The sequence below is a fragment of the Desulfoscipio sp. XC116 genome (assembly GCF_039851975.1).
Taxonomy (GTDB): domain Bacteria; phylum Bacillota; class Desulfotomaculia; order Desulfotomaculales; family Desulfallaceae; genus Sporotomaculum.
In genome coordinates, this window is record NZ_CP156660.1 from 3,597,469 (window position 1) to 3,610,739 (window position 13,271).

General features: G+C 46.0%; 11 protein-coding genes. All 11 read right to left on the reverse strand.

Annotation, left to right across the window (positions count from 1 at the left end):
• Positions 1 to 17: 17 nt before the first annotated feature.
• A complete protein-coding gene (locus tag ABDB91_RS17025; protein WP_347488865.1) occupies positions 18 to 911 on the reverse strand; it encodes an ABC transporter substrate-binding protein in 894 nt (297 codons plus the stop codon).
• The gene (locus tag ABDB91_RS17030; protein ID WP_347488866.1) at positions 881 to 1,696 is read right to left on the reverse strand and encodes an ATP-binding cassette domain-containing protein; all 816 of its coding nucleotides are present in this window, start codon (positions 1,694 to 1,696) and stop codon (positions 881 to 883) included. Before ABDB91_RS17030 ends, ABDB91_RS17025 begins: the two co-directional genes overlap by 31 nt.
• On the reverse strand, positions 1,696 to 2,391 hold the full coding sequence (locus tag ABDB91_RS17035; RefSeq protein WP_347488867.1) for a GTP-binding protein: 696 nt from the start codon (positions 2,389 to 2,391) through the stop codon (positions 1,696 to 1,698). Before ABDB91_RS17035 ends, ABDB91_RS17030 begins: the two co-directional genes overlap by 1 nt.
• A gap of 698 nt (positions 2,392 to 3,089) precedes the next feature.
• Complete coding sequence (locus ABDB91_RS17040; RefSeq protein ID WP_347488868.1) at positions 3,090 to 3,872, reverse strand: nitrogenase reductase; 783 nt, start codon at positions 3,870 to 3,872, stop codon at positions 3,090 to 3,092.
• A 611-nt stretch (positions 3,873 to 4,483) separates the two neighbouring features.
• Entirely contained in the window at positions 4,484 to 5,743 is a 1,260-nt protein-coding gene (locus ABDB91_RS17045) for an efflux RND transporter periplasmic adaptor subunit (protein ID WP_347488869.1), read from the reverse strand.
• Between the two features lie 3 nt (positions 5,744 to 5,746).
• Positions 5,747 to 8,092, reverse strand: coding sequence for an FtsX-like permease family protein (locus ABDB91_RS17050; RefSeq protein WP_347488870.1), 2,346 nt, complete (start codon positions 8,090 to 8,092; stop codon positions 5,747 to 5,749).
• A 3-nt stretch (positions 8,093 to 8,095) separates the two neighbouring features.
• Entirely contained in the window at positions 8,096 to 8,800 is a 705-nt protein-coding gene (locus tag ABDB91_RS17055) for an ABC transporter ATP-binding protein (protein ID WP_347491642.1), read from the reverse strand.
• A 113-nt stretch (positions 8,801 to 8,913) separates the two neighbouring features.
• Positions 8,914 to 9,417 carry a hypothetical protein gene (locus ABDB91_RS17060; protein ID WP_347488871.1) on the reverse strand — a complete coding sequence of 168 codons (504 nt, stop codon included), beginning with the start codon at positions 9,415 to 9,417 and terminating at the stop codon, positions 8,914 to 8,916.
• A 6-nt stretch (positions 9,418 to 9,423) separates the two neighbouring features.
• Positions 9,424 to 11,022, reverse strand: a complete 1,599-nt coding sequence (locus ABDB91_RS17065; RefSeq protein ID WP_347488872.1) for a type I restriction-modification system subunit M — start codon at positions 11,020 to 11,022, stop codon at positions 9,424 to 9,426.
• Between the two features lie 15 nt (positions 11,023 to 11,037).
• Positions 11,038 to 12,243 carry a restriction endonuclease subunit S gene (locus ABDB91_RS17070; protein WP_347488873.1) on the reverse strand — a complete coding sequence of 402 codons (1,206 nt, stop codon included), beginning with the start codon at positions 12,241 to 12,243 and terminating at the stop codon, positions 11,038 to 11,040.
• A complete protein-coding gene (gene rhuM, locus ABDB91_RS17075) occupies positions 12,240 to 13,241 on the reverse strand; it encodes a RhuM family protein (RefSeq protein ID WP_347488874.1) in 1,002 nt (333 codons plus the stop codon). The genes ABDB91_RS17070 and rhuM overlap by 4 nt, the downstream gene beginning before the upstream one ends.
• Between the last annotated feature and the right edge of the window lie 30 nt (positions 13,242 to 13,271).

The following is a 13,271-nucleotide window of genomic DNA, read 5'->3' on the forward strand; positions in this document are numbered from 1 at the left end:
AACCGATCAGGCTATTCTTAAACTTGGGAACCTTTAATCACGCTCAGATAATGCTCCCAACTTTCCCAGTGCAAACTAAAATTGTGATCGGTTAAAAGCTTTGGAATAGCTACGTCCGGCGAAGCAGGTATGAAAGTCTGGAGCGCCAAATACTCCTGAACTTGCCTGGACAGCAAGAAATCCCCTATTTCCAGCAAACGCTCGTCCGCTTTTTTACTCCAGACCATCACCTGCGGCATACAGAAGATACCATCCCGGGGCCAAATCAGGCGGGTATTCTTATTGCGCGAAATACGGGCAAATGCAATATTAGTGATCCCCAGTTGGTACCGGCCCTCATCCACGGCATTAACAACATCAATCGGAGCCCCCTGATGTATCACATTCTCCCGGAAATCGGCAAATCGTTCCGGATAACGGGCTTGCATAAAGGTGCGAATAATCTTCGATACCATCCGATATTCATCAGGCATAATGACCTGCTTGCGCCAGCGAGCCTCCAGCAAATCTTTCCACGCTTCGGGAAGTTCCTTTTCCCCCAGCAGGTTCGGATTATAAAACATGGCAAAAGGAATTACCACAAAGGGCTGAAAATACCCTTTCTCATCCGCAAATCCGGCTTTCGCCAGTTCCGAACGCAGCGGAAAACGACCGGGGAGTGAGCGAAAATATTCCTCCAAGTACCCTTCCGGCAGTTCGGCAAAATCGTTGACTTGGCCGATCACCAGTTCCGGTATCTCGCCCTTTTCCAAACACATTTTAAACAGACCGTCTTCCTCGGGACGATGAGGTTGGGTTTCAATCTCCACCTGTAGGCCATGCCTTTTTTCCAGGTCCCGGCCATAGTCTTTGAGCATTTGCTCCAAAGACCTGCTGATATTTAACGGACAGTGCACCAAAACTCTTGCCATAGCGACCACTCCTCCTTTTTGTTATCTTCCGTTCCAATACTCGTTCCTTTTCTTAAATGTTCCCGCAAGCGGGCTATCTCTCTTTCCACCCTGATCAAGCCTTCCAGTATTCCTCTCTCCTCCGGCGTGGTCCGGCAGATCTTGTCCATGCCACCATTTTTCATCACCACTCTTTGTCCGGCCATCAGCATCAGGGTTGGATCATGAGACACAACCAGCACAACTTTCCCCCGCCCCGTAAGCATTTCCAAAGCCTGCAAACGATCTATGCCGGCATTTTCAATTTCGTCAATCAATACAACCGGAGCATTGCTGATCAGGGCCACATCCGCTACCATAAGCGCCCGTGACTGCCCCCCGCTTAATTGAGTCAGGTTCGTCGAGAAAGAAACCGGTTCGCCCGATAACTGGTTGGTTATGGCCAGCACATCCTTGATTGTCTTGACAGGATCTTGAATAGCCCGCACCTGCGCATGCATTAGAAGAAACTCTTCAATGGACATATCAATTACAAAGTTCATGTTTTGGGACACTTCAGCAACCAGATAGCGCAGCAACCTTTTATTCTTATTTCTATCTACAGGCTGACCGTTGATTAAAACGCTCCTGCCTGTCAATGTTTCAGCTTCGGCATATTGCTCAATATCCGATATTAATTGAGTTTTTCCCGAACCGGTGGGACCAACCACCGCCAGCACTTCGCCCGCTTTAATGTCCAGTTGCCGAATCTTCTCCGGCGAACCTTCTTTATCCAAGCCGCCTAAGATAGTTATTTTTTCGATCATTAGTCCAGTCTCCCAAAGTCAACTTTTTTTACATTTCCCATTTGGTATGTTTTGCCGACAATAGTCTCTCCCGCACAATAAGAACAAATAGCCGCGGGCATGGGGTATTTTAACTCCTGACCGCTGATTCCCGCCAACTCCTTACAGCTAAGAATTTCATTTTTCAGTGCCAGCGCGCCTTGTCCCGTAAGACCGTTGAAATCCAAAATCCGGGCTTGCGGATTTACCGTTTCAACTTTATAACGGAATACTTCTCTTTCGGCCTGGGAAACGATATCGCCTTTGGTGATCACGACAATATCCGCCGTGCTCAGCATGGGACCCACTTTTTTCGGGGCATCAATGCCAATTAAATTATCTATGACACATACGGACAGACAATCATGTACGGCCGGCGCACAACGGTGACACAAGCCTGCTGTTTCCAGAACCAGCACATCCGCTTTTTGATCTTGTGCCCAGCGTTCCACTTCTTCCAGATTGGCGACATAAAAATGATCCGGACAAATATAATCACTTAGCCCAACGGCTACCGGTATTCCAAGACGTCGATACCGCTCGTCATCCGAAGTCTGCAAGCAGTCAATCTTACAAGCCGCAACTACAAGTTTACTTTTCAAAAGATGTCGTATCGTATGCATCATTACCGATGTCTTCCCCGATGAGGGTGTGCCGGCAACAATAACAAAGCGCATCTTAAACCCTTCTTTCATTAGAAATCATTACTTTAAAACAGTATCCGGACAAGTTATTGAGAAAGCACAAAAAGATGGCCAAGGCGGTGGCGAATGTTGCAGAGTGCCTTCCTGACGAGTCAGCGCAACACATAACGTAACAAAAATAGAGTAGTGCGTTATTATTATCAAGGTAAAACAACCAAAACGATACAAAACACAACAAAACATGATTATATTAGTAATAATAAGTTGCGATATATAACTTGTCAATACGGCAATAACGTAATATCCAACTTTGAAAATACATGGCAGTAATTACAGAGCCAGGTTTCTCCGGCGGCCCGGCGGCAAAAAGCAAGCGCACCCGGGACCGGAAAAAATAAAAAACCGCGAATGCTTTGCGTCTCTATAAAGAACAAAGTATTCGTGGTTCTAATAAGGTTTCTTTCCTAACAAGACAGTTAATACTTCATTATTTTATTAATAAACTACGCTAACACTGCAACAAAAGTATAGTTTATCGAACTTCAAGATGGGTTTACCGCTCCTCTGCGTAGCAAAATACACTACCCTAATAACGGTGTCGTTTAGCTGGTGCCGGGTATTAAAAGTTGAAAATCTAAAATTTTTAACTTTCAATACCCGACACCTATCAAGGCAGCAAAAGCTTCGCTCAAAAAGCAATTTACGCTACAGTACTAAGCTATCTCCGCGATTTAGCTGCACAGCCTGACTATTTTATCAACCAATTTATCCATACTATCCCGCTGCATATTAGCATCCAGTGAATTTCCCACCAGATTGGCCCCGCTGATGTCCGAAGAGTGGCTTATGGCACTGCCAACCTCTATTCCCCTGTCGGCCAGTTCCCGGCGCAAAGTGGCTTCTGTTGCCTCGTCCACCTTGTTCAGAACAACAAAAAACTTCTTATGAGCCTCTTCAGCCAATCCCTTGGCCTTCTCGGCCAGCAAAACCGACTCATATGAAGTGTCTATAACCATTAGTATTAAATCCGCCCCTTCCAGAATACCACGCCCGAAATGCTCCACACCTGCTTCGGTGTCCGCTATAACCCACTCATTATTGTTTACTTCAAGCTCTTTTAATAAAGACCGGGTAATTGAGCCCATCGGACAAGCGCAACCTTCCATACTGTGCTCGATTTTTCCAATGCGCAGATTGCCCACCATACCGTCCCAGTTGACACATGCAGACGGTAAATCCGCCAGAGATAAATTCTCCTTAAAATAATTCGCCTTTTCACTGTTTTCCTGCTGCAAGGATGCCAAAAGTTTTTTCTGCACCGCCGACTTACCGCCAAGGGAAGCCATCAAACTCATTTCCGGCGGGTTTTGGCCAAGCATTTTACACAGGCCCAGATTAGATTCGTCGGTATCCACCACCAATACTTTTTCCCGTGCACCCAATGTTCTTGCCAAAAGGGTCACCAGAGTACTTTTGCCGCAGCCTCCCCGGCCACAAACAATTAGCTTGGGCATTTTCGAACCTCCTTCGCAATTAAAAAGCCACGAGGGCATTTTCCAACCTTGTGGCTGGCAAAAGACCTTCGTGGCCTAATATTGTTATAGTTATTAAATTTTTAATACTTAGTACTTACGCTATATTTTCTAACAGTTTAACATACGTTCACAAAATTGTCCATATCTTTTAATTTCATCGCATTACCCTGCCTTCAAAAATGTGTAATTATTCAAGGGTAGGCCGAACAAATCTTAGTTGCAAGTAATGAAAGTGAAGGGGCCAAAAGGCACGTGTCAATAGGGAAACTTATTGAGTCATACCCCAAACCGATGCGAAAAAGCAAGAGAGGCGTTATACCGCAAAGGATAGCGCCTTTCAATATGATTTACAATTAAAGCGAGCAGTGAAATAACCTGTTCGCCGGCTATTTCTTCATTTTACTCGTCCAATATATACCGGTAGAAAGCCAAAAATTTCTTCCAGCTTGTCCCGGCTGTTTTGAAATACTTCCTTCCCTGTGTCCAAGGGTTGTTTGGTGATTCTCCAACATGCTAGCAGGGGGCTGTTTTAAGCCATTAGGTTTCTTTGCCATCAGGAGCAACCATTCAGCAGCCGGATAAAACAGCATTTAAAAGGATATTTTAACGCCATCGGCCAGTCCCTCCACATTGGCATCGGCAACCACCCGGTCACCCACTGCCACTCCCGAAGCGATTACGGTTTCAGTATTGCTTTTATAGGACACGGTTACAGGGGTGCGTACCGCCTTTCCGCCCTGGATTTTAAACACATAATCGTTATCGTCCACATCAAATACCGCCCCGTTTGGCACCACAATTTGCTTTTGGGCACTGAAAAGCGGAAATTCCACCGTCACCTCATAACCGGGCTTAAGGGCCGCTTTGCTGTCTTCCAGCGCTATCACGACATCCACCCGGTATTCCTTCAGCCCCAAAGCCGAGATGGTTTCGCCGGCAAAATCATAAATTTCGTTAATCACGCCATCATAGACCATGTCCCCCCCTTTTAGCTTGTGAGTGATTTTCACCTTGTCGCCCACCGCCAGATAAGGCTCATAGCCGGTCAGAAGCTGCGCCTTCACCGTCAGGCTATCCTGCGCCTTGATGGTGGCAACGGTCTGGCCCTCATAAACATGGGAAATCTCCTTAACAGCCAGATCACTGATAAAACCTGAAGCCGGGGCCTTTATCGCGCAGTTGGCCACTTTTTTCTCCAGGTTGCTTATCGCCGCCTGTTCTCCCTCAATCAACGCCTCCATCCGTTCCGACACAGCCCCCGCGTGATCGTTGTCCAGTTTGGCGCGCAGTGCGTCGAGCTGTATATCCACAGCGTTCACGGCCAGTTCGGCATTTACAAAGCCCTTCTCCAGCTGATCCAGATCATTTTTCGGTATTGCGCCGTTTTCGTACAGCACCAGCCCCTTTTCATAATCCTGGCGGCGCAGTTCCCGATCGTTTTGCAGTTCCTCCCTTTGGACGGCAATCTGCCGGATGGAATATTGCACATCCTTTTTGTCATAGCTTTCGTTTGCGCCCGCCTCCCGGCTTTGCGCCGCATAGGCGGCAACGGCGCTTAAACGGGCGTTGATTTCGTTTTCATAATTAATTTTGTCGATAACCGCAATGACCTCGCCCGCTTCCACAAAGCCGCCCTCGACGGCTGAAATATCCGCCACCGCGCCCGAAACATCGGAAATAATCCTGATGTTGTCGCCAATCCGGACCGTCCCGTTCTCAATTACGGAGTCCGTCACATCCCTGGCGGCCACAGTGAACACCTCAACCGCCACGCCGCGGTGCTGCAACAGTCCCCAAACCACCGCCACGATGATCAAGACGGGAATGATTAAAAGCTTCTTGTTTTTCATTGGCTACTCCTTTTCCTTGAGCACTTCCGCCGGCTCAATATTCCGTATGCTTTTGAATATGATGCGAGTCGATAAAGCCGCAATGGCACCGCAAATAAGGAATGAATAGACGTATGCACTGAATGGCACCGTAAAATTGACACGATAAACGTCCGAATTGATAATGCTGGCCATGATTGCCTTCAGTACCAGGGATAAGGGGTAGCCGGCCAGGATCCCCAAAGCAAAATTCAGCGTTTGCTCAAAAGACACGATTTCCAGGATGTCCCGGGACCTGGTCCCCAAAATCATCAATGTACCGAATTCGTTTTTTCGCTCCCGCAGGGAAATGCCTGTTATGTTATAAATAAGGATAAAGCCCGTGCAGACGGAAAGCAGCGCCAGCATATTCATCATGGACATCATGCTTTTCACCATTTCCCGGTAGCTTTTTAATACCCGCTCCGACTCGGTCAGCGCGATAATATTTCTGGTGGCGGTCAGCTCTTTTTTCACGTCTTCGCTTCTTCCCCCGGCCACTTTAAAGAGGAGGGTATCGGCAATATCGCCCACGTTAAAATACCTGCTTACGGCCTCCATATTGATATAACAGCCGCTGCCGAAGCTTTCCTCAATGACCTTGACCACCGGGATTTCTACCGGCTCGGAACCCAGGTAAGCGCTGCACACCTCCACCGCGTCGCCCGGCTGTGCGCCGAGTTTGCGGGCCGTGACGGAATTCATCACCAGGCCGTCACTGCGCGGGGCGTGGCGGTGATCGTAGATATCGACAATGTTGTAATTACGGGAACCGGTCTGCAGGGCCTGCAGGGAAGTCAGTAACGTTATGTTCTCATGCCGCAGCGTAACCGCGTAATCAGCAATGGCCTCTACGTCATAGATGTCTTCAATCTGCCGGGCGGAAGAAATCAGCTCGTGATAATCCGCATGCCCGGCTAGGGCGGCTTTCATATCATACGTTTCCACCTTGGTGAACTGGTCAAAAAACATCTGCTCGGCCACCGCCTGGTACGAAAGCAAAACCGCCGTCAAAGCAAAGGGAAAGGCAATGGCGAAAGCCAGCAACATACTGCGCAGTTTATTCCGGCTCATAAAGCGGATACTCATTTTCTTGCTCGCGGAAAGCCGCCGCTCCCAAGACCGTGGGAGTGCAACGGTTGGGTCAGCCGCGGGTGCGGCGGGACGCATGGCCTCAGCCGGGTGTATTTTAAGCAATTCCCGCACGCCGATATAAACTGCCAACATGCTCACACAAACGGCAATTACGGCGCCCAGAATTCTGGTGGACCAGTAATACGTCAAATCTCTCACCGGTAGATTGAAATAATCCACATACATGGCATGCATGTGCTGAGCCAGCGGTATGGAAAGAACGCTGCCCGTCACGGCGCCCAAAATACCGATAACCACGCCCTGCACCAGGTAACCGCCAAGGAGTTCCCGGTCTTTAAACCCAAAGGCTTTCATCGTACCGATCAGGGTGCGGTCCCGGTCGATCATTTTGCGCAGCACGATGTACAGCATAAAAACCGACACCGCCAAAAAAATCGCGGGCAGCACCGTACCGGCGCCGGAAAGCTCACCAAATTCATTGTCCATCATATAATTACTGATCTGATCCTTCCGTTCTACCAGGGAAGAAAGCCCATAGGGCGATAACCTGTCCGTCAGTTCCTGTCTTACGTCCGAAAACTGGCAGCCGGACTTCAGTGTAAAGCCAAGCTCCGTCACCACCCCCGTCCTGCCCAGAAGCTTTTCCAGCCTAGCCTTGTTGATACAAGCGATATCATATATTTCGGCATCGGGGGAATTGGCGCCGCCCGGCGGCATGGCGTAAATATACTCCGGCCCCTGGACCGTTCCCGCCAACGCAAAGGTTTCCAGGCCGTCGCCGATGATCAGCCGCATTTCATCCCCGGCGGTGAATCCGTAAGCCTCGAACATCTTATAGCCCAGCAAAAGTTCGCTGTCGGAAAACTGCGGGTCCGTGACCTGAAATTTATTCAAGCGATCGTTTGGCTCATACGCCATAAGATGCAGGGTGATGATCTTGTTTTCTCCCTCAATGACGGCTCTTACGTCCTTGCCGAGTCTGCCAAAAGCAACGTCGATCCCGTCAATCCGCTCCAGTTCCTCCAGTTTCTCAGCCGGAATTCCCTCCACCCCAGCAAAAACATCGGCAAAAACGCATGTGTCGTAATACTCCCGCAGGGCGTGGCGCAAATTGGACAATACATCGGTCATGGCCACAAATACCAGCAGTCCCATGGCGATCACCAATACCGCCCCCAGGTAGGAGCCCCTGTTTTTCATGGTATTGCGCCATAGGTTGGTAAAATATTTAGACATACATTACCATCTCACTTCTCCGGGGGATAACAGCCGCTCATTATTCACGATTTTTTCGATATAGCCGTCCTTGATATGGAAAACCCGATGAGCAATCTTGGCAATGTCGGAATTATGCGTAATAATAATCACGGTCTTTTGGTATTCCCGGTTGAATTCCCATAAAAGCTGCAAAATCTGAACGCCGGTTTTAACATCCAGGGCTCCGGTGGGCTCGTCGCAGAGCAGCAGCTCGGGGTTCTTGCAAATCGCCCTGGCAATGGCCACCCTTTGCTGCTGTCCGCCCGACAGCCGGCCGGGAAAATGGCCGGCCCGGTCCGCCAGGCCCACTCTTTCCATAAGCATTCCGGCATCAAGAGGGGCCGCCGACATTTCCGCCGTAATTTCCACGTTCTCCAAAGCCGTAAGGTTGGGCAGCAAGTTATAGAATTGAAAGACAAAGCTGATGTATTCCCGTCTGAAATCGGTAAGCTGCGCTGCGCTGGCTTGATGCAGAGGAATACCCCGGTAAAAAACCGTACCGCCGGTGACCGGCTCAATACCGCCGATAATATTCAGCAACGTACTTTTGCCCGAGCCGCTGGGGCCAAGGATGACCACCAGTTCCCCCGCGTAAATTTCAAATGACATATCCGCAACCGCCCTTACCTCCACTTCTCCGGTGGCAAAGGTTTTGGATATGTGCCGGGCGGTCAATAAAACATCCATAGGCATACACATTTTTCAACAGTTCCTCCACAACAATTCTTCATAATTATTTTCCTATTATTATGGAATAAATTTTAACCCAATCGCATCTCCCCGGGCCATGGGAAAAGGGATTATTTTGATGCGAAAAAGGAGCATGATTTTAAATATCTTACCCCGTTTCCCGCCCGCCCTGCAACGCCAAAAGGAATAAGATCTATGCCGATAAGTATTTTGAAAGCATATGAAAAAGAAGGCTTCGCCAAAAAGTTTGACCTGGTATTTGCGCACAGCCGCATATTGGATTTATATTGCGCTGTATAACAGGCATGATAGACCATAACTGACGCTCTTGAAATATCTTCTGCTGTTTCGCCAGATGCAGGGACAACAACTTCATTTCCTTCACTGATTACAGAGTTGTCTTTCATTTCTACAAATGTATCAACATCGTTTATAATAGTTTCGTATTTAGTATAAAGCCGACCGTATAAAACGATTGGTGAGCCACTTTCAGTTAAATCATTCTTTGTATAACCGCTTCCCTTCGAGAATTCCGCAAGTTCCCCAAGCTTCCGCTGTTCCCAAGCGAAAGCCGAAAAAGAGCCAAGAAACAATGTCCTTGACCCTTTTTCCATCAATTCCTACACATTAATACCCAAGATTCTCAACTGTTCGCTGATCTTCGCTTCAAGTTCAGCAATTTCACGTTTATCTTGCTCCAATAGCCTATTCACCTCATCAAGATCAATGGCTTGTTCTTCTTCAAATGTATCCACATAGCGCGAAATATTTAAGTTGAACTCGTTTTCTTTGATTTCTTCAAGCGACGCCACATGAGCGTATTTATCAACATCCAAACGATTTCGGTAAGTTGCAATAATCTTATTGATATTTTTATCAGTAAGTTTATTTTGATTCTTCCCTTTTTCAAATTCGTTGCTTGCATCAATAAACAGGATGTCTTTCGTTTTATGGTTTTTCTTGAATACTAAAATCGTCGTTGGAATGGATACACCGTAAAACAGGTTAGCCGGTAACCCTATCACTGTATCGAGATAATTTTTCTCAATGATGGTTCGACGAATCACACCTTCTGCCGCACCACGGAACAAAACACCGTGGGGTAATACAATGGCCATTGTTCCCGTATCATTCAGGTGATACAAACTGTGCAAAATGAAGGCATAATCTGCCTTCGTTTTAGGAGCAAGTTTACCATATTCACTAAAACGCGGATCTTTTAATTTCGTTTCGCTATTGTCCCAATGAGCAGAATAGGGAGGATTGGCAACCACGGCATCAAAAGAGCGCGGGCGGTCAATTCCTTTTTCATCCGGTCCATCAGGCCAATCGCTTTCAAGGGTGTCGGCATTGGACAGAGTCATGTTGTTAAATGAAATACCATGCATCATCAGGTTCATACGAGCTAAGTTGTATGTTGTGGTATTCTTTTCTTGACCAAAGAATTTAATCGCTCCCGGTTTATCGCCACCCGACAATTCTCCTTTAACGGTTAACAGTAATGACCCGGATCCGCAAGTCGGGTCATACACCGAAAAAGTATTATCCGATTCTTCTACACCATCCGTGACGATTTTAGCCAAAATTTTAGAAACTTCATGCGGTGTGTAGAACTCCCCGCCTTTTTTACCCGCACTTGCCGCAAATTGAGCAATGAGATATTCATAAATTGCACCAAGAATGTCTTGGCCATCTTCACCTTTGTAATTAATTCCACCGACGAGCTTTACAATACGGTTAAGTGATTTCGCACGTTCATTTGTCGAAAAACCAAGACGGGTGTCTCCAAGATTGATGTCGTTAAATACGCCACGAAAATCCTTCGCAGCTTCTTTGTTTAATTCAGCGTTCTTATTGAAGTTATCAAAAATAGTTTGATAATCACTGGGAATCACCATGCTGTTATCAATTTTTTGAACTAAAGATGCCCAGGTATCAAGCGGTGCAATGGCATAGCCTAAACTTGACGAAACATCTTCTAAGTAATCATTCAAATCGTCACCGTTGGCTTGTTCCAAATAGTCCTTATTGATGGATTCACCTTCTGCAACATCAATTACATTATATTCAACTAAATATTGTTCTTGATGTTCGGACAGATAACGGTAGAACATAAAGGCTAGAATGTAGTTCTTGTATTCTGCCGCGTCCATGTTTCCACGAAGTTCATTTGCCATTGCCCACAGTTTTGTTGTAATAGCTTGCAAATTATTACCCATATCGCCACTTTCCTCCTATAAAAACATTTGTTGCAATAATGATTTCTTCTGTTTTTGCAAGTGTTCCAGCTTACGCTGATGAAGGGTGATGAGGCGGTCGATTTCAACAAAGAACTTCCCAATTCGCTGTTGTTCCTCCAATTTAGGATAGAACAAGCTCACTTGTTTCAAATCAGAATTATGCAAATGAACAACAGATTTTCCTTGAGCACATTTTGACATTTCTTTTTGTTGTGTGCCGCCTGAAATCGTTAAAGCCAAAAATATAGGATCAATTTCTTGATTGGGTTTGATGATATTCAAGTCTCCCCCAAGTATAAATCCAGACCTACCAATAACTGACGCTCTTGAGATATCTTCTGCTGTTTCGCCAGATGCAGGGACAACAACTTCATTTCCTTCACTGATTACAGAGTTGTCTTTCATTTCTACAAATGTATCAACATCGTTTATAATAGTTTCGTATTTAGTATAAAGCCGACCGTATAAAACGATTGGTGAGCCACTTTCAGTTAAATCATTCTTTGTATAACCGCTTCCCTTCGAGAATTCCGCAAGTTCCCCAAGCTTCCGCTGTTCCCAAGCGTGAGTAAATTCCGGGAAACGTACTTCCGGAAATTTTTCTCCATTTTTGGGGAACATTTTTTGAAGTAGACCAGCCTTCAATTTCTTCACATTATTTAACTTACGTTGATGAAGGGTGATAAGGTTGTCGAGGGTGCAGAAGAAGGTGCCGATCCTCTTCTGTTCGGCTGTTGATGGTAGCGAAATCGTCTTTTCTTCCATACCCTTTTTTGTGATATGAATCATTGTAGAACCGTTATGATCGGACATGAGTTTCGCTCTGTCATAGTCAAGAATCTGTACTGCAAACTGCTTGTCGAATTGCTCTGAAAGCGCAACTTTCCAGATGTGATAATGGTAAATAACCTTGTCACCAAGCCAAATATGAGGTCCAAAGGAGGCCGACCATGTATAGAGAAGGTCACCTACATTAGCATAGTGTTTTTCGCCAAGTTCCATATCCGAGTAGTACCAACTATCGTTTGTGTAGAAATTGCCAACACGCAGGACTTTGTACTTGCCTTTAGCTAATAGTTCATCCTGCGAGTAGGCTCTGCCGTTGATAAAAGTTGCTATCTCCCCCAACCTCCGCTGTTCCCAAGCATCACTAAACCCCGGGAACCTTATTTGGGGCACATTTTCTTTGTTTTCGCTCATTTCCGCTCACCTTGTATTTTCTTAATTTCTTTGTCGAAATCGGAAACTATTCTCTGGTGCTTGTTGAATTCTTTATATTCACTAATCGCCTTGTCCTTAGCTGCTCTATGCGAAATATGCCCATGTCCTTCCAAGATTTCATAACGGTTGAATTTCAAGAACTCATCAATACTTGTCGCAAAGTCCTGCATCCCCAATAAGACTTCATCTTCAAGCAAACGCTCTACATAATCGAAGTATGCTGATACGTTACGCTCCAAACTACGAATTTCTTTTTCTGATAAATAATTCTTGGCAACGATTACATCAGATTGTAAAATACGTCCATCAGGTGAGTTCTTCCAAGAGGTCAGCCCCATATGCTTTTTGTCTTTATCCGCACTGTCATAAACAATTTCAGCGGCAGTTTTCCCTGTAATCGCATAATGAAATTTATTTTGTACTGTCGCATAAAACTTCTTGGTAATGTCCGAGTTCTTATCATAATCGTATGAAATTTCCGCAAAGACATCTGTAATTTGCTGCCATATGCGTCGTTCACTTGCTCGAATTGAACGAACGGTTTCAATCAACTCGCGGAAATAATCCTTGCCAAAAACATTCTCACCTTGTTTCATACGTTCAACGTCAATCTTAAAGCCTTTTTGGATGTATTCTTTTAAGACATCCGTTGCCCATATACGGAACTTCGTCGCCTTTTTAGAATTCACACGGTAGCCAATTGAGATAATCGCATCCAAATTGTAGTATTTAACAGAGTTCGTCTGTGTTTTTCCTTCCATTGCGCCGTGTTGAGTGGTGTTTTCCAAAATGGAAACAACCACTTTTTCATCCAATTCTCCAGACTGGAAGATATTCTTCAAGTGCTTACTAATCGCTGGAACTCCAACATCAAAAAGTTGTGCAATGGTCTTTTGGGTTGCCCAAATCGTCTCATCTTGAACAAGAACTTCCACTTCTCCATCGGCGTCATACATTAAAAATTGTATTTCGTTCATGCTACCCTCCCGTGTCATCGCAAAATAATT

Excerpts from the sequence above, each read along its gene's own strand:
- ABDB91_RS17025 (WP_347488865.1), bottom strand. The coding sequence starts at position 911 with ATGGCAAGAGTTTTGGTGCACTGTCCGTTAAATATCAGCAGGTCTTTG.
- ABDB91_RS17030 (WP_347488866.1), bottom strand. The coding sequence starts at position 1,696 with ATGATCGAAAAAATAACTATCTTAGGCGGCTTGGATAAAGAAGGTTCG.
- ABDB91_RS17035 (WP_347488867.1), bottom strand. The coding sequence starts at position 2,391 with ATGCGCTTTGTTATTGTTGCCGGCACACCCTCATCGGGGAAGACATCG.
- ABDB91_RS17040 (WP_347488868.1), bottom strand. The coding sequence starts at position 3,872 with ATGCCCAAGCTAATTGTTTGTGGCCGGGGAGGCTGCGGCAAAAGTACT.
- ABDB91_RS17045 (WP_347488869.1), bottom strand. The coding sequence starts at position 5,743 with ATGAAAAACAAGAAGCTTTTAATCATTCCCGTCTTGATCATCGTGGCG.
- ABDB91_RS17050 (WP_347488870.1), bottom strand. The coding sequence starts at position 8,092 with ATGTCTAAATATTTTACCAACCTATGGCGCAATACCATGAAAAACAGG.
- ABDB91_RS17055 (WP_347491642.1), bottom strand. The coding sequence starts at position 8,800 with ATGGATGTTTTATTGACCGCCCGGCACATATCCAAAACCTTTGCCACC.
- ABDB91_RS17060 (WP_347488871.1), bottom strand. The coding sequence starts at position 9,417 with ATGGAAAAAGGGTCAAGGACATTGTTTCTTGGCTCTTTTTCGGCTTTC.
- ABDB91_RS17065 (WP_347488872.1), bottom strand. The coding sequence starts at position 11,022 with ATGGGTAATAATTTGCAAGCTATTACAACAAAACTGTGGGCAATGGCA.
- ABDB91_RS17070 (WP_347488873.1), bottom strand. The coding sequence starts at position 12,243 with ATGAGCGAAAACAAAGAAAATGTGCCCCAAATAAGGTTCCCGGGGTTT.
- rhuM (WP_347488874.1), bottom strand. The coding sequence starts at position 13,241 with ATGAACGAAATACAATTTTTAATGTATGACGCCGATGGAGAAGTGGAA.